Origin of the sequence: Stenotrophomonas sp. AR029 (genome assembly GCF_047520695.2) — a bacterium.
GTDB classification, from domain to species: domain Bacteria; phylum Pseudomonadota; class Gammaproteobacteria; order Xanthomonadales; family Xanthomonadaceae; genus Stenotrophomonas; species Stenotrophomonas sepilia.
Window position 1 is genome coordinate 1,212,488 of sequence record NZ_JAXBQQ020000001.1, and the last position, 19,874, is coordinate 1,232,361.

Genomic DNA, 19,874 nt, shown 5'->3' on the forward strand with positions numbered 1-19,874 from the left:
GCCACGTACTGCGTGCTGCGATTGCGTTGAAGCCTGTTGCGGTGTCAGGCGGCCGACTGCTGCAGGTACCAGCTGGCAGCGCCAACCACGCCCAGCTGGCCGTGCTCGACGACCTTTACCGGGATGCGTGCCAGCGCTTCGCCCATCGGCCCCTTCTGCAGGTAGCGTTCGACGAAGGTGCTGGCGTGCAGGTATTCGCGGATCTGCGGCAGGATGCCGCCGGCCAGGTAGACACCACCGTGGGCGCCGTAGAACAGCGCCATGTCGCCGATGGTGCTGCCGAGCAGGCCACAGAACACATCCAGCGCCTGGCGCGCATGCGCATCGGTATCGGCCATGGCCGCAGCGGTGACTGCGTCGGGGCTTGCCAGGGTCGGCGCCTGCCCCTGCAGCGCGCACACCGCACGGTACAGGTTCATCAGGCCGGGGCCGGAGATCGCATGCTCGATCGACACGTGCGCGCGGTCGCGCTGCATGTGGCGGACGATGGCCATTTCCAGTTCGGTGCTGGCCGCCAGGGTCGGCTGGCCGGCTTCGGTGGGCAGGACCACCGGGCCGTGCGCGGTGGGGATCCACAGCGCTGCACCGAGGCCGGTGCCGGGGCCGACCACCAGGGTCGGGCCACGCGCGGCGGTCTCCGGCCCGCACAGGTGCAACACGCCACTGGCGTCCACCTGCGCGGCGGCGTAGGCCACCGCTTCGAAATCGTTGACGATGTAGACCCGCTGCAGGCCGACCTCGGCTTCCACCTGGCGCGCCGACAGCGGCCACGGCAGGTTGGCGGTGATCACCGTGCCGTCTTCGCGGGCATAGCCGGCGCTGGCGACCACGCAATGCGTGGGCCGCGGGCCTTCGCCCAGGAAGTCGGACAGGATCGCGCTGAGGCCGGCATGGTCGGCATTGCGGTACTTGCGGTACTCCAGCACCTGCACCGGATGGGTGGCGTCACCGCTGGCCTGGACCCGGGCCACGCGCACATGGGTGCCACCGACGTCGGCGGCCAGGAACGAGGGCGCGACGCGGGACAGGACATGCGACGGGGCGGGGTGGCTGGCGATCACGCGGGCTCCTGCTGCAGGTGGGCCGGCCCGGGGATCGGGGGCGGCGATTGGGGCGGAGTCTGTAACCGCGCTGACAACGATGTCAACGAGTTCGTGACACTTTCGTTGCTGCGTCGCAACGAATGCGGCGCGCAGTAAACGTTTACACGGTGTGAGTGCGGGTTTCACGTGGGAACCATTGGTGCACGGGGCTCTAGGCCTGCCGCGCATTCAGCGGGGCGTACCGCGGCGGACTTGCGCAGTGCAGCACGAGGTTCAGGCAGGCGTGCATGGAAGTTGACAAACCGCCGTTGTCCATCGAAAGAATGTGACAACGTTGTTCCCAGCCACTCTCCGACGCCGCGTTCTGCGGCCGTCGCCGCAGGAGCCCTCCTGATGTCCGCCGTCCCCGCTGCAAGCGCGCGCCCGAACGTGGCCACCTCCATCGCCATCGTTGGCGTGTTGTTCTTCCTGATCGGCTTCTTCACCTGGCTCAACGGCCCGCTGATCACCTTCGTCAAGTTGGCCTTCGAACTCAGCGAGGTCGGTGCCTTCCTGGTGCTGATGGTGTTCTACCTGTCCTATTTCTTCCTGGCCCTGCCGGCGTCCTGGATCCTTCGCCGCACCGGCATGAAGAAGGGCCTGAGCCTGAGCCTGCTGGTGATGGCCGGGGGGGCCGCGCTGTTCGGTGAATTCGCCACCCAGCGCTGGTACCCGGGCGCGCTCGGCGGTCTGTTCGTGATCGGCAGCGGCCTCGCCCTGCTGCAGACCGCGATCAACCCCTACATCTCGATCCTCGGCCCGATTGAAACGGCGGCACGCCGCATCGCGCTGATGGGCATCTGCAACAAGATCGCCGGCATGCTGGCGCCGGTGCTGATCGGCACCCTGGTGCTGCACGGCATCGGCGATCTGGACAAGCAGGTGCAGGCCGCCGACGCGGTCACCAAGGTCGCGCTGCTCAACGAATTCGCCGCCAAGATCCATGCGCCGTACCTGGCGATGGCCGCGCTGCTGGTGGTGCTGGCGGTGGCCGTGCTGTTCTCGCCTCTGCCGGAGATCAAGTCCTCCGAAGCCAATGCAACGCCGTCAGGTGCACCGGGAACGGCCGAGCGCCGCAGCATCTTCCAGTTCCCGCATCTGTGGCTGGGCGTGCTGTGCCTGTTCGTGTACGTAGGCGTGGAAGTCATGGCCGGTGATGCGATCGGAACCTACGGTCACGGTTTCGGCTTGCCGCTGGACCAGACCAAGATGTTCACCTCGCTGACGCTGGGTGCGATGTTGGCCGGCTACGTGGTCGGCCTGCTGGCGATCCCCGGCCTGGTCTCGCAGTCGCGCTACCTGACCATTTCGGCAGTGATGGGCGTGGTGTTCTGCCTGGGCGCCTGGGCCACCCACGGCTACGTCTCGGTGGCCTTCGTGGCCCTGCTGGGCTTCGCCAACGCCATGATGTGGCCGGCCATCTTCCCGCTGGCGATCCGCGGCCTGGGCCGCTTCACCGAGACCGGCTCGGCCCTGCTGGTGATGGGCATCGCCGGCGGCGCGATCATTCCGCAGCTGTTCGCCGTGCTCAAGCAGCACATCGACTTCCAGCTGGTGTTCGTGCTGCTGATGGTGCCGTGCTACCTGTACATCCTGTTCTACTCGGTGATCGGCCATCGTGCCGGCCTGCCGCAGGACAAGGCCTGATCGGCGATGATGGACTGCAGCCAACCCCAGGGAAAACCCATGCGCAGAGCGACCATCAAGGACGTTGCGGAGAAGGCCAAGGTCTCGCTGAAGACGGTCTCGCGGGTGATCAACAATGAGCCCTCGGTGATGCAGGCCACCCGTGCGCGGGTGCTGCGTGCCATCGCCGAGCTCGACTACGAGCCCGATCCGTCCGCGCGCAACCTGCGCAGCGGCACTACCTTCGTGATCGGGCTGGTCTACGACAACCCGAACCCGTACCACATCATCGGCGTGCAGAACGGCGTGCTGGCCGCGTGCCGCGAGACCGGTTTCGGCCTGCAGATCCATCCCTGTGATTCGAGCTCGCCGTTGCTGGCCGATGAACTGGCCGACTGGGTGCAGCGCTCGCGGCTGGCCGGGCTGGTGTTGACCGCACCGATGTCCGAGCGCCGAGACCTGATCCAGGCGCTGACCGCGCGTGGCATCAAGCTGGTGCGCATCATCGCCGCCACCGAAGACCCGGCCGACGGCGCCTGCGTGTTCGTCGACGACCGCGAGGCGGCCTACGAGATCACCGAGCACCTGATCCAGCTCGGTCACCAGCGCATCGGTTTCCTCTGGGGCGGCAGCTCGCACCGCTCCTCGGGCGAACGCTATGCCGGCTACGAAGCGGCGCTGAAGGACTACGGCATGACCGTGGACAAGCACCTGGTGGTGCAGGGCGATTACACCTTCGACGATGGTTTCCGTGGGGCGCGCCGCCTGCTGGCGCTGCGCGAACCGCCCACCGCCATCTTCGGTTCCAACGACGAAATCGCTGCCGGCGTGCTGGCCGCCGCCAAGTCGGCCGGCATGAACGTGCCCTACGACCTGTCCATCGCCGGTTTCGAGGACAGCCCGTTCTCGCGCCAGTCGTGGCCACCGCTGACCACCGCCAAGCAGGCCACCGAGGACATCGCCCGCCACGCCGCGCGCCTGCTGATCGCACAACTGCGCAGCGACGCCTACGACGATGCGCCGGCACCGCTGCACAACCAGGGCTTCGTGCCGCAGCTGGTGGTGCGCGGCTCGACCGCGCCGATGCGCCCGGCCGGCGCACGCCCCCTTCCTTCCGATCCTGCCTGAGCCCGCCATGTCGCTGTCAGACCCCACGTCCACCCTGATGTTCGCCGAGGCCGCCGAAGCGGCCGACGTGGTTGCCCGCCAGTTCTCGCGCAACCACGCCACCCTGGAAACCCTGGCCGCCAGCCTGCGCGCGGCGCCGCCGCCGTTCGTGGTCACCTGTGCACGCGGCAGCTCCGACCATGCCGCCACCTACGGCAAGTACCTGCTGGAAACCCAGCTGGGCCTGGTGGTTGCGTCGGCCTCGCCGTCGGTGGGGTCGGTCTATGCCGCACCGCTGCAGCTGCGCGGTGCGCTGTTCATCGTCATTTCGCAGTCGGGCAAGAGCCCGGACCTGCTGCGCAACGCCGAGGCGGCCAAGGCCGCTGGCGCACGCGTGATCGCGCTGGTCAACGTCGAGGATTCGCCGCTGGCGCAGCTGGCCGACACGGTCATTCCGCTGCATGCCGGTGCCGAAAAGAGCGTGGCGGCGACCAAGAGCTACCTGGCCTCGCTGGCTGCACTGCTGCAGCTGGCCGCCTACTGGAAGCAGGACAGCAGCCTGCGCAACGCGCTGGACCTGCTGCCGGACGCGATGCGTGAAGCCTGGCAGTGCGACTGGAGTGCGGTGACCGAAGGCCTGGTCGAGGCCACCAACCTGTTCGTGCTCGGCCGTGGCCTGGGCTTGGGCGCGGCGCAGGAAGCGGCGCTGAAGTTCAAGGAAACCTGCAGCCTGCACGCCGAAGCCTACAGCTCGGCCGAAGTGAAGCATGGCCCGATGGCGCTGGTCGACCGCGGCTTCCCGGTGCTGGCCTTCGCCCAGCCCGACGAAACCGGCGCCGGCACCCGCGCGGTGGTCGAGGAATTTTCTGCACGGGGCGCGCAGGTGTGGCTGGCCGGGGCCGGCGGCAACCTGCCGGTGGCGGCCGCACCGCACCCGCTGTGCGCACCGCTGCTGACCGTGCAGAGCTTCTACCGCGCGATCAATGCGCTGGCGCTGCGTCGTGGCTTCAACCCGGATCTGCCGCCGCATCTGAACAAGGTTACGGAGACGGTGTGATGGCAACGGTGCTGCGCAACGCCCGCATTCTCGCCGGCGATGATTTCCGCGATGACCTGGCGGTGGTGATCGAAAACGGGCAGATCACCGCTCTGTTGCCCGACGCCGCACCACAGCTTGGCCATGCTGCCGAGCAGGTGGACCTGGGCGGCGGCTGGCTGCTGCCCGGCTTCATCGACGTGCAGGTCAATGGCGGTGGCGGCGCGTTGTTCAACAACACGCCCGATGTTGCCTCGCTGCGTACCATCGCGCAGGCTCACCGCCGCTTCGGTACCACCGCGATGCTGCCCACGCTGATCAGCGATGACGTGGCGGTGATGCGCGAAGCCATCGGTGCGATGCGCGAGGCGATCGCGCAGGGCGTGCCGGGCGTGATCGGCATCCATCTCGAAGGGCCCTACATCGCGCCGACGCGCAAGGGCACGCACGATGCCAGCAAGTTCCGCGTGCCGGACGAAGAAGAGATCGCGCTGGCCGCGTCGCTGGACAACGGGGTGACCCTGCTGACCCTGGCACCGGAGCGCGTGCCGCTGGAGACCATCCGCGCGCTGGTCGAACGTGGCGTGATCGTGGCCGCCGGCCACACCGCAGGCACCTACGAAGAGATCCGCGCCGGCCTGGATGCCGGCGTGCGTGGCTTCACCCACCTGTACAACGCGATGTCACCGCTGCAGGGCCGCGAGCCTGGCGCGGTGGGCGCTGCGCTGGAAGACCGCGACAGCTGGATCGGCATCATCGTCGATGGCGTGCATGTGCATCCGGCCAGCCTGCGGGTGGCGCTGGCGGCCAAGCCGCGCGGTCGCCTGCTGCTGGTGACCGATGCGATGCCGCCGGTCGGTGCCGACGATCCCAGCTACGTGCTGTACGGCGAAACCATCACCGCCATCGACGGCGTGGTGCGCAATGCCGCCGGTTCGCTGGCGGGCTCGGCGCTGGACATGGCCACGGCGGTGCGCAACACCGTGCAGCTGCTCGGCCAGCCGCTGGCCGAAGCCGCGCGCATGGCTTCGACCTACCCGGCGCAGTTCCTCAATGTCGACGACCGCCTGGGCCACATCGCCGAGGGCTACCAGGCCGACCTGGTGCTGCTGGATGACGCCCTGCAGGTACGTGGCACCTGGATTGCCGGACAGTACGAGGCCGCCTGATGAACAGTACGCCGCCACGCCGTCTGGGCTCGATCGATGCCCTGCGCGGCATCACCGTGGCGGCGATGCTGCTGGTCAACAATCCAGGCGACTGGAGTGCAGTGTTCGCGCCGCTGCGCCATTCGGAATGGCATGGCTGCACGCCTACCGATCTGGTGTTCCCGTTCTTCCTGTTCCTGGTGGGCGTGTCGATGGCCTTCAGCGTGGCACCGCGCGCGCTGGATGCCGCTGCGCGTCCTGCACTGGCGCGCGGTGTGCTGGAGCGCGCGCTGCGCATCCTGGTGGCCGGTGCGCTGCTGCACCTGCTGATCTGGTGGGCGTTGGATACCCATCACTTCCGCATCTGGGGCGTGCTGCAACGCATCGCGGTGTGTGCGGCGTTGGTGGGCGTGCTGGCGGTCTACGCGCGGCCGCGCGTGCAGGCCGGCATGCTTGTTGGACTGTTGGTGGGGTACACGGTGCTGCTGCTGGGCGTCGGTGACCTGGCGCCGTGGACCAACCCGGCCAGCCGCCTGGACACCACGCTGTTCGCACCGTGGATCTATCAATGGCATGCCGATACCCGCCTCGGCCATGACCCGGAAGGATTGCTGAGCACGCTGGGTGCACTGGCCAGTACCGTGCTCGGCCTGTTGGCCGGTGGCCTGCTGCGCAGCGGGCGTTCGACGGCACTGGCCGGGCTGGCCGTGGCGACCGCCGTGCTGGGCCTGTTGCTGGCCGGGGTGCTGCCGTTGAACAAGCAGCTGTGGACGCCCAGTTACGTGCTGTGGACCGGTGGCCTGGCCGCGCTGGCGCTGTGGCTGGGCCACGTGCTGATAGACCTGAAGGGATGGCCGGCGCTGGGCCGGCGCTTCGGCGTCAATGCGATCACCGCGTATCTGGGGGCCTCGGTGATGTCGGTGGCGTTGATGGCCAGCGGTGCCTGGAGCTGGATCTGGCAGCAGCTGGCCGCCGCGATGCCGCAGGCGCTCGAGCTGGCATCGATGCTGCAGGCGCTGGCGTTCGTCGCACTCTGGTGGGGCGTGGCATGGTGGCTGGACCGGCGGAAGATCTACCTGAAGATCTGACCCCATCCGCCAACGCCATCCACGCATGGCGTGGATCTACCAGGTGCCACGATTGAATCGATTGGCGATGCAGGATCAGTAGATCCACGCCATGCGTGGATGCTTTGCGCGTGATTCCGGATGCCGGAAAAATGAACGATTTCAGCCACATCACATTGGCGTGAGGGCCCGGCGATTTCATATCCGAAGTGTGATTTCCCGCACGCAAGTTCACCTATCGAAACGGTTCACATGACGGCAGACTGCACACGCAGCAGCGTGCATTTGCAGTTCCTGATTCCCTGTCCAGGAGGACTGTATGACCCGTGCCGTCCCGCGCGCTTTCCGTCCGCGCCGCCTCACCGTTTCCATGCTTCAGGCACTGGCAGTCCCGTCCATGGTGCTGTTGACCGCCAGCGCCGCCTGGGCCGGCTGCAGCACCGTCGCTCCGGTCGCCGGCCAGACGGTCACCTGCGACGCCAACGCGCCGAATCCGCAGACGGTGCCCATCTCGGCCAGCGGCGAAGCGGGCATCACCGTCAACGTCGCCAGCGGTGCCCAGTTGCAGCAGAGCGGTGGGGCGTCGGCCGTTACCCTGGTCGGTGCAAGTGGTCACTTGTTGACCAACCAGGGCGCGATCAGTTCGGTGGGGGGCGTGGCGGTCCAGCTCGGTGGCGGCAGCCGTGTCGAGAATTCGGGCAGCATCAGCACCGGCAACAACACCGCGCTGCAGTTCGTCGGTGCGGGCGACAGCGTGCTGGTCAACCGCGGAACGATCAGTGGGCGTACCGGCGTACAGTTCGATTCAGGCAACGACCGCCTGGACATGCAGGCCGGCAGCATCAGCGGCGGTGTCCTGCAAGGGGATGGCAACGACGTGCTGCTGCTGGGCAATGGCACCATCGACAGCGTCGACCAGGGCAGTGGCGATGACCAGATGACCGTCACCGGCGGCACCGTCACCGGCCTGGTAGCGCAGGGCAGTGGCCGCGATGATTTCGTCATGAGTGGCGGCACGATCGGCGCGCTGCAGCAGGGCGACAACATCGATACCTTCCGCATGAGCGGTGGTCGCATCATCGGCGCGTTCGAGGATGGCGACCAAGCCTGGATGACCGCTGGCCGCATCGGCCGCGTCAACATGAAGCTGGACAAGAACCTGTGGGACCAGTCCGGCGGCACCGTGGATGGCAACGTGGTGACCGGCTTCGACACCGACACCATCATCATTTCGGGCACGGCCTACATCGGCGGCAACATCAGCGTCAGCGGCGGCAACGACAGCGTGACCATCACCGACGGCACCGTGCGAGGGCAGGTACTGCTCAGCACCGGCGATGACACCTTCAACTGGAACGGCGGTGGCATCGTCTACGGTGCGATCGACATGGGCCCGGACAACGACGTGGCCAACCTCAGCAACCTCAACCAGGGCAACCTGGGTGCGGTGCCGCTGTTCGACGGGGGCAGTGGCATCGACCAGCTCAACCTGAGCAACGTCAAGACCGCAGGCGTGGGCCGCTTCCAGAACTGGGAGGCGATCAGCCTGGCCAACAGCACGGAGCTGAGCTTCGATGGCGACCTGGTGCTGGGCGACAGCGCAACCGGCACCGGTACGCTCACGGTGGACGACACCAGCACCGTCTACGCGGGCAGTGGCGGCCATGCCATCCGCCCGTTCAACAGTGCTGTACTGGTGGAGATGGTCAATGCCGGGCGCATCGACCTGACCGGTACCGGCGCCGGCGACGTGTTCACCGTGCGTGGCAACTACCGCGGTGACGGTGGTGGCCTGTACCTGCGCACCGTGCTGGGCGCGGACAACTCACCCAGCGATCGCTTGGTGATCGATGGCGGTACCGCCACCGGAACCACCGGCATCGGCGTGCTGAATGCCGGTGGCAGCGGCGCGGCCACGCTGGCCGATGGCATCCTGGTGGTGCAGGCCTTGAATGGTGGCCGCACCGCGCCGGGCGCGTTCTCGCTGTTCGCACCGGTCGCGGCCGGTGCCTACGAGTACTTCCTGTTCAAGGGCGGTGTCAGTGCCGGTACCAGCGAGAACTGGTACCTGCGTTCGACGCTGGTGAGCGGGCCGACGCCGGCACCCAACGGTGGTGGCAGTGCCACCCCGCCGCCGCCGACGCCGCCGGTGGCACCACCGCCTCCCATTACCCCGGCGCCGCCACCGCCGCCCGAAGGCGCCACCGATCCGGACCTGACCGCGGGCGAGACCGCGCCGCCACCACCGCCACCGGAACCCGCGCCGGTGGCGCCACCCAGCGATCCGGCCGTGCCGGATGTGCCCATGGCCGGCGGTGCATTGCCCGGTACCGGTGCACCGCCGACGCCGGGTGCACGCCCGGCCGAAGGCGCGGTGGTACCGCTGTACCGCGTGGAAACCGCCGCCTATGCCGTGGTGCCGCCGCTGCTGCGCGAGACCTCGCTGGCCAGCCTCGGTACCTTCCACGAGCGGCAGGGCGAACAGCGCCTGCTGTACAACCAGGGCGCATTCCGCACCGCCTGGGGCCGCCTGGTGGGGCAGAGCAGCGAGATCCATTGGAAGGGCGATGCGCAGCCCGGCTTTGATGGCGATGTAATGGGCCTGCAGGCCGGCCTCGACGTGTGGGCCGCGGCGTCGGACAACCACCGCAACCAGATCGGCGTGTTCGTCGGCCGCACCCGCGCGCAGGGCAAGACCACCGGCCTGGCACTGGGCTGGGAGAACGTACAGGTGGGCCAGAACCGCCTGGACGACAAGCACGTGGGCCTGTACTGGACGTTCACCGACAGCAGCGGTGGCTACATCGACGCCGTGGCGATGCAGAGCCGCTACGACGGCCGCGTGCGTTCCTCGCGCGGGCTCGGCTTCGGCCTGAGCGGCGACGGCACCAGCGTGTCGGTGGAGGCCGGCAAGCCGCTGCTGCACGTCGGGCAGTCCGCATGGTGGCTGGAACCGCAGGTGCAGGTGATCTGGCAGCGCACTTCGCTGGATGACCGTCGCGATGAAGTATCGAGCGTGCGCTTCGACAACGACAACGCCTGGACCGGCCGTGTGGGCCTGCGTTTGGCCGGCGATTACCAGCTGGCCGACAACGGCTGGCAGCCGTATTTCAAGCTCAACTACTGGCACGGGCGTTCCGGCGAAGACCGCATCCGTTTCGACGGCGACGTGATCGTCAATTCGCAGCGCTCGCGCGCGCTCGAAGCCGGTGTAGGTGTGGTAGGGCGCTTCAACCGCACCATCAGCGCCTATGCCGTGGCTGACTACACGCGGGAGCTGGGCGGCGACCGCAACGAGAAGCGCCGCGTCATCGAAGGCAACATCGGCCTGCGCGCGGACTGGTAGCGCGCGGTGCAGATGTCCGACCCGCTCTGGTAGGTGCCGACCTTGGTCGGCACGAATCCCACCGGCGCCATGACCTCCGCGCAGCCGAGCATAGGCTCGGCTCTACAACAGCGGTGCGCAAGCATCCGGTTCCACCAGCGCCCCGGCACGATCGGCCAACACCACCACCGCATGTAGCAACCCTTCCTCCACCTGCGGTGGACACTGTGCCTGCGCGTCATCCATGTCGCGCGCCGATTGTGCGGCCAGCAACACACCACCGCAGGCGGACAATGCGGCAAGACAGCGCGTCGCCTCGGCCAGTTCCCGACCGCGTGCCTCGCTGAGTTGCCGCTCGCGCCACGCCTGGCCGTCGGCTCCGTGGCTGTGTGCGATGCCGCGCAACCGGGCGAAGAACGCCGACGGCGGCGCCTGTTCGTGGGCTTCGGTGAGCGCATCTTCCAGCGCTTCGGCGGCCGTAGTGGACAGCTGCAGGCCGGGCAGGGCAGCGCCGAGCAGAGCTTGCAGGCGTGGATAGGTGGGGTAGGGCGAGTTCATGGCAGCAACCTCACAAGGCAAGGCCACCTGCGGGATGCAAGGTGGCGGGCGGTGCGGGTTGGCGTGCCGGTGAAGCTCTTCACGAGGAATGACGCCGGCGGATCCGGGGATCCCCACGCACCGCCCGCCGCAGAACGACGGACGGTGCATTGTTCGGGCCGGCAACGACGTTGCAAGCCCGCTCGTGAAAAGCTTCATTCAGGACGCCAATCCCGGTCAGCGCAGGAAGCGCCGACGGAGGCCACCTTGGCGCGTTGTGCGCCGCGATGACATGGGCAAAGTTGCAATGTGGTGACTGCACGCAAGCCGCCTTGCTGCAACCCGCGACCGGGCCGGATACGACAGTTCGCGCGTGGCGCAAGCGATCATGCCCCGGTTATGCTGCGGTCCTGACTCAACGACAAGGAAGCGTCGCATGCAGGTTCGCAAGGGAGTGCGTCGCATCGGCACGCTGATGTTCGTGTTGCTGGCGACCGGCGCCATGGCCGATACGCCAAGCACGGTCGAGGTGCCCTCGCCGGAGACCCTGGCCGAGATCCTCAGCCTGCTTGAACGCCAGGCGCTGTATCGCGATCGGGTGGACTGGCCCGCCATCCGCATCCGCCTGCAATCGGCGCAGGGCGATCCCGCGCAACGGCTGGCCGTTCTGCGCGAAGCCATTGCGCTCAGCACCGGCCACCATGGTGCATGGACCACGACCCAGCGCCAGCGTGAATCCCTTGTGCGCGCGCAGCAGGCCGGTGCCGCCGCCGTGGACCGGGCCAAGGCCGTCGATGCGGTGGATGCGCGCATCGGCTGGGTGGTCATCGAGGGCTATGCCCCTATGCCCGGCGCGACGCCGCAGGAGAAATTCCGCCAGGACATCCAGCGCGCCGCGCGGTGGCAGCAGGTAATCCGTAGCAAGGACGACGGCATGCGCTGTGGCTGGATCGTCGACCTGCGTGACAACAGCGGTGGCAACATGTGGCCGATGCTGCTGGGCATGGCACCGTTGCTGCGCACCTCGGTGGTGAACAACGAAGATGTGGGAGCGTTCGAAGCCGCACAGGGGCCGGAGCGCTGGACGTTGACCGCGACCGCTGTACAGCGTGCAGGCAAGTCGGTGCTGGACTTCGGCCAGTCCGGCTATGTGCTGCGGCAGCCCGGCGCGCCGGTGGCGGTGCTGTTCGGGCCGCGCACCGGCAGTTCGGGCGAGGCCTCGGTGCTGGCGTGGCGTGGTCGTCTGCAGACGCGGAGTTTCGGTCAGCCTACTGCGGGTCTCTCCACTGGCAATGTCGTGCACACGCTTGCCGATGGCAGTCGCCTGCTGTTGACCACCAGCGTGATGCGGGACCGCAATGATCGTGGTGATGGCTTGAAGATCGAGCCCGACCAGCGCGTCAAGGGGGACGCCGCCACCGTGGCCGCCGCCCAAGCCTGGCTGCTGGCCCAGCCCGCCTGCCAAGGCACCCGGTCATGATCCTGATCGGCCAACAGGAACGGGTGCTGATCGTCGGCCCCACCGAAGCCCACCACTGCCTGCGCTGCCAGACCGAAACCGAATTCGCCCCGCAGCTGCGCTACAAAATGGCGCGCATCGACCTGCTGTTCGGCTTCACCTACCAGCGCCGCTACGAACTGGCCTGTACCCGTTGCGAGCACGGCTGGGTGCTGGATACCGAGGCCATGGACCAGCAGCTGGGTGGGGTGCCGATCCCGTGGCGGCACCGCTTCGGCCTGCCGTTGATGCTGGTGGTGGTGGCCGGGCTGGCTGCGCTGGGCTGGCTGTGGCGGCACGGATACATCGGCCGCTGATGAAGATGAAACGGTTGCTTATGTCCCATATTGGGACTAGGATGTCCGAATGAAAGTGGTTGCTTTGGCGACGCTGAAACGATTCTGGGAACGTCACCCTGATTCGGAAGCAGCGCTGAGGTCCTGGTATGACGAAGTGAGGCACGCCGTCTGGGACACACCGCATGACGTACGCCAACGTTACGCAAGCGCAAGTTTCGTGGCCAATAGTCGTGTGGTGTTCAACATAAAGGGCAACAGCTACCGGCTCATCGTCGCTGTGGGTTACAGGTTTCAAGTGGTCTACATCAAGTTCATTGGCACCCACGCCGAGTACGACCGGATCGATGCCGACACTGTGGAGCTTCTATGAACATCCATCCCATCCGTACGGAAAGCGACTACGAAAACGCGCTGCGCGAGATTTCGTTCTATGTCGACAACGAGCCGGAGCTGGGCAGCGAGGATGGCGATCGATTTGAAATTCTCGTAACGCTGGTTGAAGCCTACGAAGCGAAGCACTACCCGATCGAGCCGCCAGATCCTATCGATGCAATCCGCTTCCGCATGGAGCAGGGCGGTCTGACCGTGAAGGATCTGGTGCCCTCCATCGGCCAGCTCAACCGTGTCTATGAAGTGTTGAATCGCAAGCGCGGTCTGACTCTTGAAATGATCCGGAAGCTTCACCGCAACCTGGGCATTCCCGCAGAAAGTCTCATCGGCCGCTGAAGCCCCTACCGATACGCTGCCGTGCCTCACTCCCGGCCTGTTAAAGTTGCAGCCTGCAACCACGTACCGGAACCGACCATGGACCACGACACCCCGTTCGAACCCCTCAACGACCTCGAGGTGCGCCTGCTGCAGGCCCAGGACGGTACGCTGACCGCAGCGCAGTTCCTCGACGGCCTGCTGACTTCGACGGCGTTCGTGCTGCTGGACAAGGCCATTGGTGAGGATGGCGCCTGGGACGAAAGCATCTCGCCGCTGGTGCTGACCAGCGAGAGCGGCGAGCCGATGTTCGCGGTGTTCACTGCCCCCGAGCGCGCGGGCCTGTGGCACGAGCAGCTGCCGCAGTTTGCGCATGCCATGCCGATCGCGGTGCACGCGCTGCTGGCCGGTATCGGCGACGGCGTCGGCCTGGTCCTGAACCCGGGCCTGGACGTGGGCATGGAGATGATTCCCGATGCCGTGGCCCAGCTGAAGCAGCGTGCGGCGGCGATTACCCGCGGCATGGCGCATTGAGAGTGATTCTATAGAAATCGAGGCATCCTCCTTGCTTCCTGCTGTTAACAACTGGAATGACATTGAAGTGGGGAATGCAAGCGCGGGCATTTGTGATGTTTTCATGTTTCAAGAGTAAGTACGCTGGTCAAGGAGAGAGTAGCAATGCGGTCGATGGTTATTGGTCTTGTTGTCGCTATTTGCTCTGCAACTTATGCTCTTGAGTCCAAAGCGGATACTGTTACGTATATTCATACTGACGCTCTGGGGTCAGTAGTTGCCGAGTCAGATGAGACTGGCCGGGTGACAAAGCGCTATAGCTATGAACCGTACGGGGCGCCGATTGGAACTAACATTGAAGATGGCGTCGGTTACGCCGGGCACGTGAGTGATTCGGCGACTGGGCTGAGCTATATGCAACAGCGCTATTACGATCCGGACTTGGGACGTTTCTTGTCAGTGGATCCAGTCACAATGTACGGGAATGGTGACTGGAGGCATTTCAATGCCTACGCGTATGGATTCAACTCGCCCTACACATTCAAAGATCCTGATGGCCGTTGTCCGATCTGCCCAGCGCTGTTTGGCGCCGCCGGTGGCATGGCAGTAGATTATGGGATTCAGAAATACATGAATCCCGGAAAGCCAATCAACAAGACGGAGCTGGCGATCGCTGGTGTTGCTGGCGTCATAACTGGTGGCACTGGCGGGCTGGCTGTCGGAGCCCTCGCGAGAGGAACGATTTCGATCGGTCAGGTCGTAGCAATTCAAGCGACGGTGGGTGCCGCGACTGGTGTTGCGGGTACGGCTGCACAGGGCGCAATCGAAGGAACACCAGTGACAAGCGCTCAACTGGGCCTATCGGCTGTCGGCGGGAGTGTTGGCAGTTTGGCGGGCAGCGGAATTGGAAAGCTCGCTGGAGACTTTTCGCAGGCGTCTACTCGAGGGGCGGTGAGTAATATGATGAAGGCGCCAGTGAGTTCACCTGCTGGCATCGGTGCACATATTGCAGAGGCGACTGCGAGTGCCGGCGCAATTGGAGCAAAGCAAGGGGCGGTACAGGGTGCATTGTCTAATGCGGGCCAACGCGGTGCTGATGCCGCAGTTGGAACCGGACAGAAAATCGCCGAGGACAGGTTGAAGCGATGAAATTTTTTAATCGATCTCTCCTTGTGTACGAGCTTGGGCTTTTAGTCGTATTCATACTGGTCGCATTCTTCATCACCCGGTTCAATCCGGTGGAGACGCTCCGGCTGGGTGGATGGCTGTTCCTCTTGATGCAACCCATCATGTTGGGTGCTCATGCTGTCGACCACTTCTCGCGCAAGCGTCGTCGATAGACGGGTGATAGGTGCCGGCCAGTAGCCGGCATCACCAGGTGCTTCGGCGGGCGGCGGCGATGGCTTTCACCCGCGCCTTGGCCAGCGCTTCGCCGATGGCCGGGCCCTTCAGATGGGTGGTATCCAGATCCCGCGCCTGCACTGACAACGCCGCCTGGTGCAGTCGCTTGAGCGTTTCGCCCTGCGGGTAGTCGGCGTCCTCGAAGCCGAGACGGCCACGCTTGTCGGCTTCGCAGCACAGTGCGATGCGCGCCACGCGCTCCGGCCGGCGCAGCGCATCACAGCGGCCCAGCAGTTCCAGCACGGTGGCATCGCGCAGTTCGTCGATGCGGTGCACGTTCAAGTGCTCGCGACACACCGCTTCAGCCAGCTGCTGGTGCTCGGCTGGAATCTTCAACCGCGCACACAGTGCCTTCAGCGGCTTGATGCCGCGCTGCTCGTGCATGATGTGGCGCGGCCATTCCTCCGGCGGGGTCAGGCCCTTGCCGAGGTCGTGGGTGAGCGCGGCGAAGCCGACCAGGTCATCGCCGGGGGCCAGCTTCGCGGCCATGTCGCTGACCATTTCCTGGTGGATGCCGGTATCGACTTCCGGGTGGAATTCAGCACGCTGCGGCACGCCGTACAGCGCTTCCAGCTCGGGCAGGATCGGGCCCAGGGCATGCGCATCGTGCAGCGTGCGCAGGAAGGCGGAGGGCCGCTCACTGACCAGCGCCTTGCGCAGTTCCTGCCAGACGCGCTCCGGCACCAGCGCGTCCAGCTCGCCACTGGCGGCGACCTCGCGCATCAGCGCCATGGTCTCTTCGGCGACGGTAAAGCCCAGCGGTGCGAAGCGCGCCATGAAACGGGCCGCGCGCAGCACGCGCAATGGATCTTCGACGAACGCAGGACCGACATGGCGCAGCACGCGTTGCTCGATATCGCGCACACCGCCGTAGGGATCGACCAGCGTGCCGGTGTCTTCGTCGCAGGCAATCGCGTTGATGGTGAAGTCGCGGCGCTGCAGGTCTTCTTCCAGCGTTACGGCCGGATCAGCATCCACCACGAAGCCGCGATAGCCGCGGCCGGATTTGCGCTCGGTGCGCGCCAGTGCGTATTCCTCACCCGTGTTCGGGTGCAGGAACACCGGGAAGTCACGGCCAACCGCAGTGTAGCCCTGCGCTTCCATCTGCGCGGGCGTGGCGCCAACCACCACCCAGTCATGGTCGCCGGCAGGGCGCTGCAGCAGGCGGTCGCGCACGGCGCCGCCGACAAGATAGATCTTCATGGGGGAATGATCGCACGGCCGGCGCAGATGTTCCGGTAGTGCCGGCCGCTGGCCGGCAGCTTCGGAATGGCTGCGGGCCAGCGGCCGGCACTACCAATACAGAGGCATCACGGCAGGCCGCGCCACCCCGAAGCAGCACCCAGGCGGTGCATATTCCGATCGAGGCCAGCAGCCGGCAGTACCGTGTTGCGGTCAATCGCCGCCCTGCTCGGCGTTGGCGGCGCAGCTGAAGTTCTTGCGCTTGTCGACCAGGCGGCCCATCAGGCGGTCGCTCAGTGGCAGGGCATCACCATTGAGGCGCCAGTCGTAGATCACGCTGAAGGCCAGCACGCGGGCGACGTACTCGCGGGTTTCCTTGTAGCTGATGGTCTCGATCCACAGGTCCGGATCGAAGCCCGGGCGCTGGCCCTGCCAGCGTGCGGTCGGGGTCGGGCCGGCGTTGTAGGCGGCGATGGTCACGTACGGCAGACCGTCGTACTTGTTCATCAGCTGGCGCAGGTAGGCGGTGCCGATGGCAATGTTGGTGTCCGGGTCGTACAGGCTGTCGGCGCCGCCGTAGCCGGTCAGGCCGATCGACTTGGCCACGCTGGCACCGGTGGCCGGCAGCACCTGCATCAGGCCCATGGCATTGGCAGGCGAGCGCGCACGGGGAGTGAAGGTACTCTCGGCGCGGATCTCCGCGGCCACCCAGGCCGGGTCGATCGCGTTGCGTGCCGATTCGCGGCGGATGGTGGCGTCGTGATGCAGCGGGAAGCGCAGGTCGTACAGGCGCTGTTCCTGCGGCTGCTTGCCGAGCGCGAACACGGCGCGGTCGAACCAGCCATTGTCCTGCGCCACGCGCACGGCGAGGCGGCGCTGGGTGTCATCGAAGCGCGACAGCGCGCTGTTCCATTCGGCCACGGCCCAGCCAGCGCGGTCGATCTGGTACAGCGCCATCGCGCGCTGGATGGCCGGGTCGCGCGCGATCACCGCCTGTGCCTGTGCGCTGTCGTTCGGCTTCCACGGGCACAGGGTGTAGCCCTGCTGCAGCTTGTCGGCGGCGAGGAAGCCGTGGAAGGTCGGCGCGCGCGCGGCCTCGCGGAACAGCGGCTGCGCCTGCTGGGCCTGGCCGGTCTTCTCCAGCATGCGGCCTTCGAAGTAGCGCCAGCGCGGGTCGCTGCGCTGCTTGCTGCCCATCTTGCGAATGGCGGTCAGCGCCGCCGGCCAGTCGCCGCGCGACATCGCTTCGCGCACGCGCCACTCGTGCAGGCGTTCGTCATAGGCCGACTCCGGCACCGCGTTGAGGCGGCGTGCCGAATCGGGCAGATAGGAGGCCACTGTCCACAGCGCGATCTGGTACAGCACCTGGCCCTGCTGGTCGGCACTCAGGCCGAGCGTCTGGGCGTACTGCGGCAGCTGCTGCTCGGTGGCGCCGGGGTCGGCCTTGGCCAGCTTGGCCAGGCCATCGGTGGCGATGCGCCGGCTGCGCTCGTTGCGTGGCCAGTTCAGGGCGCTGGCATTGGGCTTGTCGACAAAGGCGGCGTAATTGTTCGCCAGCGCCAGGTCGGCGGCAGGCAGGCCGCGTGCAGCGCTGCGCATCACCGCCGGTTGCTGGGCATCGGCGGCGGCATCGATGCGTTCCCAGCGCAGGGCGTCGCTCAGGCCACCCTGTGCCTGCAGCACGGCAAAAACGGCATCACAGCCGTCCGGCAGCGACTTGCCGTTCTTGCGCCACAGATCCTGCGCTTCACTGATCCACTGCGGATCGACCTTGCCCGTCACCTGGCGCGCGGTCAGCTGCGCACAGCGCAGGCCGGTGTTTTCGGTGGGCGCCCAGTTTGCCAGCAGGGTCGGCCAGTCCTGGCGGCGTGCGAGCGAGGGCAGCCACACGCTGCGGAAGGTGGTGGCCACGGCCTGGCCGTCGTAGCGCTTGAGGAAGGCCTGCGCCTGCGCGGTATCGACGGTATCGATGTTGCGGCGCAGGTTGGCGTACTCCAGCCAGCCATAGGCCGGGTGACGGCTGAGCGCAGCGGCCTGGCCAGGATCGAACTGGCCGCGTTCGGCGGCTGCGATCGCGGCTTTCAGCTGCGCGTTCTGGGCATCGAGGGACTGGGCATTGGCGCAGCCGATCAGCAGCGTGGTGGCCAAGGGCAGCAGGGACAGGGCGGTCGAAGTGCGTCGGGTCATGGCGGGCAGCATAGCGGGCAATGGCTGAATTCAGTTTCGCATTGCGTGCACGCCGGGCGTCGGCAACGACAGCTGAATGAATCCGCGCAGGCCCTGCCGCACGGGGTTGCAGGCGTCGTAACGTCGGCCTTGGGCGAACGGCCCGGCTGCAGGGAGCGGCACATGGCGTTCAGTAGCGCAGGAAGAAGCGGCCCGCTGGCGGACATCAATGTCACGCCACTGGTGGATGTGATGCTGGTGCTGTTGATCATCTTCATTGTGACCGCGCCCATCGTGGCCCGGCCGATTGCGGTGCAGTTGCCGCAGGCCACCGATCGGGTGGTCGACCGTCCCGAACCGCCGCCTCCGATCGAGCTGCGCCTGGATGCCTCGAACCAGCTGAGCTGGGATGGCCAGCCGATGGTCATCGACGATCTGCAGGCGCGCCTGCAGGCGCAGGTGGACGAAAATGTCGGCAACCTGCCGGAGCTGCGCATCGCCACCGATCCGTCGGCCGAGTACGAAGGCATGGCGAGGATTCTGGCCGCGGCCGAGGCGACCGGTATGGAGCGGATTGCCTTCGTGCGATAGAGCGTTGCCTCACTGCCGCTCATGCGGTGATTGCTGCATGAGCGGCGCTTGCCCTGCTGACAGTGTCGCGTCCAGGATCCGCAGAAAAGCCATCTCAATCTGCGCCGGAACCGGGGTCGGATGTGCTCGCCACCTTCCGATCTCAGGGTCATGTTCAACGTCGAAAGCGGTCAACTCGGCTCTCTCGAAATCCACCACAACCGTCAACCCCTCTCCTGAGGCCGAGGCCGCATCGCTGGGAGAGAGGCAGTTGTTGCACTCGATCACGCCGCCTGCCCTCGATTCACCTGCCAGAGGAAGAAGCAGCGTGATCACCATCATGACGCTCGGCACGGCAGTTAGTGCTTTCATGATCGATCCTCTCGCGAATGGCTGGAGATGCGAGTCTGCACCGGGTCGATCAACCGGGCCTTCTGAATGAAGGAATTTCAAACTATTCCTGAAATGGTTCGGCAAAGGCACTTTCATGCGCGCGGCAGTTTCCGGCGCGCGCTGTCGCGGCCAGCATCAAAGCGAAGGCGGAGGAACATTACCGTCCGGTTCTAAACGGCACTCATCTGACGTAAATGTCATGCAATTGCGTCAATTTCG

Annotated in this window: 18 protein-coding genes; 13 read left to right on the top strand and 5 right to left on the bottom strand. The window is 66.4% G+C overall.

Going from position 1 to position 19,874, the window contains the following annotated elements; all coding sequences use genetic code 11:
- Positions 1 to 44 precede the first annotated feature (44 nt).
- Positions 45 to 1,061: a glucokinase family protein gene (locus tag ACM0PB_RS05705; protein ID WP_139727670.1), complete on the bottom strand. Its 1,017-nt coding sequence runs from the start codon at positions 1,059 to 1,061 to the stop codon at positions 45 to 47.
- Between the two features lie 375 nt (positions 1,062 to 1,436).
- On the opposite strand from ACM0PB_RS05705, the gene ACM0PB_RS05710 reads away from it, so the two are divergent.
- The 6 genes from ACM0PB_RS05710 (at position 1,437) to ACM0PB_RS05735 (ending at position 10,412) form a co-directional block, all read left to right on the top strand.
- Positions 1,437 to 2,729 (top strand): sugar MFS transporter, encoded by a 1,293-nt coding sequence (locus tag ACM0PB_RS05710; protein ID WP_005419333.1) that lies wholly within the window; start codon positions 1,437 to 1,439, stop codon positions 2,727 to 2,729.
- Positions 2,730 to 2,768: 39 nt separating this feature from the next.
- Positions 2,769 to 3,836, top strand: a complete 1,068-nt coding sequence (locus ACM0PB_RS05715; protein WP_005411045.1) for a LacI family DNA-binding transcriptional regulator — start codon at positions 2,769 to 2,771, stop codon at positions 3,834 to 3,836.
- Between the two features lie 7 nt (positions 3,837 to 3,843).
- On the top strand, positions 3,844 to 4,872 hold the full coding sequence (locus ACM0PB_RS05720; protein ID WP_005419331.1) for an SIS domain-containing protein: 1,029 nt from the start codon (positions 3,844 to 3,846) through the stop codon (positions 4,870 to 4,872).
- Positions 4,872 to 6,020 (top strand): N-acetylglucosamine-6-phosphate deacetylase, encoded by a 1,149-nt coding sequence (gene nagA / locus ACM0PB_RS05725; protein WP_134956164.1) that lies wholly within the window; start codon positions 4,872 to 4,874, stop codon positions 6,018 to 6,020. Before ACM0PB_RS05720 ends, nagA begins: the two co-directional genes overlap by 1 nt.
- Positions 6,020 to 7,087 (top strand): acyltransferase family protein, encoded by a 1,068-nt coding sequence (locus tag ACM0PB_RS05730; protein WP_065196476.1) that lies wholly within the window; start codon positions 6,020 to 6,022, stop codon positions 7,085 to 7,087. The genes nagA and ACM0PB_RS05730 overlap by 1 nt, the downstream gene beginning before the upstream one ends.
- Positions 7,088 to 7,385: 298 nt before the next feature.
- Positions 7,386 to 10,412, top strand: a complete 3,027-nt coding sequence (locus tag ACM0PB_RS05735; protein ID WP_065196475.1) for an autotransporter family protein — start codon at positions 7,386 to 7,388, stop codon at positions 10,410 to 10,412.
- 102 nt (positions 10,413 to 10,514) lie between these two features.
- Here ACM0PB_RS05735 and ACM0PB_RS05740 read toward each other — a convergent pair whose 3' ends face one another.
- Positions 10,515 to 10,949, bottom strand: a complete 435-nt coding sequence (locus ACM0PB_RS05740) for a hypothetical protein (protein ID WP_065178053.1) — start codon at positions 10,947 to 10,949, stop codon at positions 10,515 to 10,517.
- A 415-nt stretch (positions 10,950 to 11,364) separates the two neighbouring features.
- Between ACM0PB_RS05740 and ACM0PB_RS05745 the strand changes: the two genes are divergently transcribed.
- The 6 genes from ACM0PB_RS05745 to ACM0PB_RS05770 all read left to right on the top strand — a co-directional run bounded on the left by ACM0PB_RS05745 (position 11,365) and on the right by ACM0PB_RS05770 (position 15,092).
- A complete protein-coding gene (locus ACM0PB_RS05745; RefSeq protein ID WP_065196474.1) occupies positions 11,365 to 12,408 on the top strand; it encodes a S41 family peptidase in 1,044 nt (347 codons plus the stop codon).
- A complete protein-coding gene (locus tag ACM0PB_RS05750; RefSeq protein ID WP_065178055.1) occupies positions 12,405 to 12,743 on the top strand; it encodes a hypothetical protein in 339 nt (112 codons plus the stop codon). Before ACM0PB_RS05745 ends, ACM0PB_RS05750 begins: the two co-directional genes overlap by 4 nt.
- A gap of 49 nt (positions 12,744 to 12,792) precedes the next feature.
- Positions 12,793 to 13,095, top strand: coding sequence for a type II toxin-antitoxin system HigB family toxin (locus ACM0PB_RS05755; RefSeq protein ID WP_065178056.1), 303 nt, complete (start codon positions 12,793 to 12,795; stop codon positions 13,093 to 13,095).
- A complete protein-coding gene (locus ACM0PB_RS05760; protein WP_061479618.1) occupies positions 13,092 to 13,451 on the top strand; it encodes a helix-turn-helix domain-containing protein in 360 nt (119 codons plus the stop codon). Before ACM0PB_RS05755 ends, ACM0PB_RS05760 begins: the two co-directional genes overlap by 4 nt.
- Positions 13,452 to 13,529: 78 nt before the next feature.
- Positions 13,530 to 13,964: an SseB family protein gene (locus tag ACM0PB_RS05765; protein ID WP_005419309.1), complete on the top strand. Its 435-nt coding sequence runs from the start codon at positions 13,530 to 13,532 to the stop codon at positions 13,962 to 13,964.
- Between the two features lie 144 nt (positions 13,965 to 14,108).
- Positions 14,109 to 15,092 (top strand): RHS repeat-associated core domain-containing protein, encoded by a 984-nt coding sequence (locus ACM0PB_RS05770; RefSeq protein WP_081280455.1) that lies wholly within the window; start codon positions 14,109 to 14,111, stop codon positions 15,090 to 15,092.
- A 222-nt stretch (positions 15,093 to 15,314) separates the two neighbouring features.
- Here ACM0PB_RS05770 and ACM0PB_RS05775 read toward each other — a convergent pair whose 3' ends face one another.
- Entirely contained in the window at positions 15,315 to 16,547 is a 1,233-nt protein-coding gene (locus ACM0PB_RS05775; RefSeq protein WP_065196472.1) for a multifunctional CCA addition/repair protein, read from the bottom strand.
- Between the two features lie 192 nt (positions 16,548 to 16,739).
- Positions 16,740 to 18,725, bottom strand: coding sequence for a transglycosylase SLT domain-containing protein (locus ACM0PB_RS05780; RefSeq protein ID WP_139728147.1), 1,986 nt, complete (start codon positions 18,723 to 18,725; stop codon positions 16,740 to 16,742).
- Between the two features lie 150 nt (positions 18,726 to 18,875).
- Here ACM0PB_RS05780 and ACM0PB_RS05785 point away from each other — a divergent pair, with 150 nt between their 5' ends.
- A complete protein-coding gene (locus ACM0PB_RS05785) occupies positions 18,876 to 19,283 on the top strand; it encodes an ExbD/TolR family protein (RefSeq protein WP_065178060.1) in 408 nt (135 codons plus the stop codon).
- Between the two features lie 9 nt (positions 19,284 to 19,292).
- On the opposite strand, the gene ACM0PB_RS05790 is transcribed toward ACM0PB_RS05785, so the two are convergent.
- The gene (locus ACM0PB_RS05790; RefSeq protein WP_154351422.1) at positions 19,293 to 19,634 is read right to left on the bottom strand and encodes a hypothetical protein; all 342 of its coding nucleotides are present in this window, start codon (positions 19,632 to 19,634) and stop codon (positions 19,293 to 19,295) included.
- Positions 19,635 to 19,874: the final 240 nt, after the last annotated feature.

Bases quoted from the DNA above. Each gene is read 5' to 3' on its own strand.
- ACM0PB_RS05710 (WP_005419333.1), top strand. From the start codon at position 1,437: ATGTCCGCCGTCCCCGCTGCAAGCGCGCGCCCGAACGTGGCCACCTCC.
- ACM0PB_RS05715 (WP_005411045.1), top strand. From the start codon at position 2,769: ATGCGCAGAGCGACCATCAAGGACGTTGCGGAGAAGGCCAAGGTCTCG.
- ACM0PB_RS05720 (WP_005419331.1), top strand. From the start codon at position 3,844: ATGTCGCTGTCAGACCCCACGTCCACCCTGATGTTCGCCGAGGCCGCC.
- nagA (WP_134956164.1), top strand. From the start codon at position 4,872: ATGGCAACGGTGCTGCGCAACGCCCGCATTCTCGCCGGCGATGATTTC.
- ACM0PB_RS05730 (WP_065196476.1), top strand. From the start codon at position 6,020: ATGAACAGTACGCCGCCACGCCGTCTGGGCTCGATCGATGCCCTGCGC.
- ACM0PB_RS05735 (WP_065196475.1), top strand. From the start codon at position 7,386: ATGACCCGTGCCGTCCCGCGCGCTTTCCGTCCGCGCCGCCTCACCGTT.
- ACM0PB_RS05740 (WP_065178053.1), bottom strand. From the start codon at position 10,949: ATGAACTCGCCCTACCCCACCTATCCACGCCTGCAAGCTCTGCTCGGC.
- ACM0PB_RS05745 (WP_065196474.1), top strand. From the start codon at position 11,365: ATGCAGGTTCGCAAGGGAGTGCGTCGCATCGGCACGCTGATGTTCGTG.
- ACM0PB_RS05750 (WP_065178055.1), top strand. From the start codon at position 12,405: ATGATCCTGATCGGCCAACAGGAACGGGTGCTGATCGTCGGCCCCACC.
- ACM0PB_RS05755 (WP_065178056.1), top strand. From the start codon at position 12,793: ATGAAAGTGGTTGCTTTGGCGACGCTGAAACGATTCTGGGAACGTCAC.
- ACM0PB_RS05760 (WP_061479618.1), top strand. From the start codon at position 13,092: ATGAACATCCATCCCATCCGTACGGAAAGCGACTACGAAAACGCGCTG.
- ACM0PB_RS05765 (WP_005419309.1), top strand. From the start codon at position 13,530: ATGGACCACGACACCCCGTTCGAACCCCTCAACGACCTCGAGGTGCGC.
- ACM0PB_RS05770 (WP_081280455.1), top strand. From the start codon at position 14,109: ATGCGGTCGATGGTTATTGGTCTTGTTGTCGCTATTTGCTCTGCAACT.
- ACM0PB_RS05775 (WP_065196472.1), bottom strand. From the start codon at position 16,547: ATGAAGATCTATCTTGTCGGCGGCGCCGTGCGCGACCGCCTGCTGCAG.
- ACM0PB_RS05780 (WP_139728147.1), bottom strand. From the start codon at position 18,725: ATGCTGCCCGCCATGACCCGACGCACTTCGACCGCCCTGTCCCTGCTG.
- ACM0PB_RS05785 (WP_065178060.1), top strand. From the start codon at position 18,876: ATGGCGTTCAGTAGCGCAGGAAGAAGCGGCCCGCTGGCGGACATCAAT.
- ACM0PB_RS05790 (WP_154351422.1), bottom strand. From the start codon at position 19,634: ATGAAAGCACTAACTGCCGTGCCGAGCGTCATGATGGTGATCACGCTG.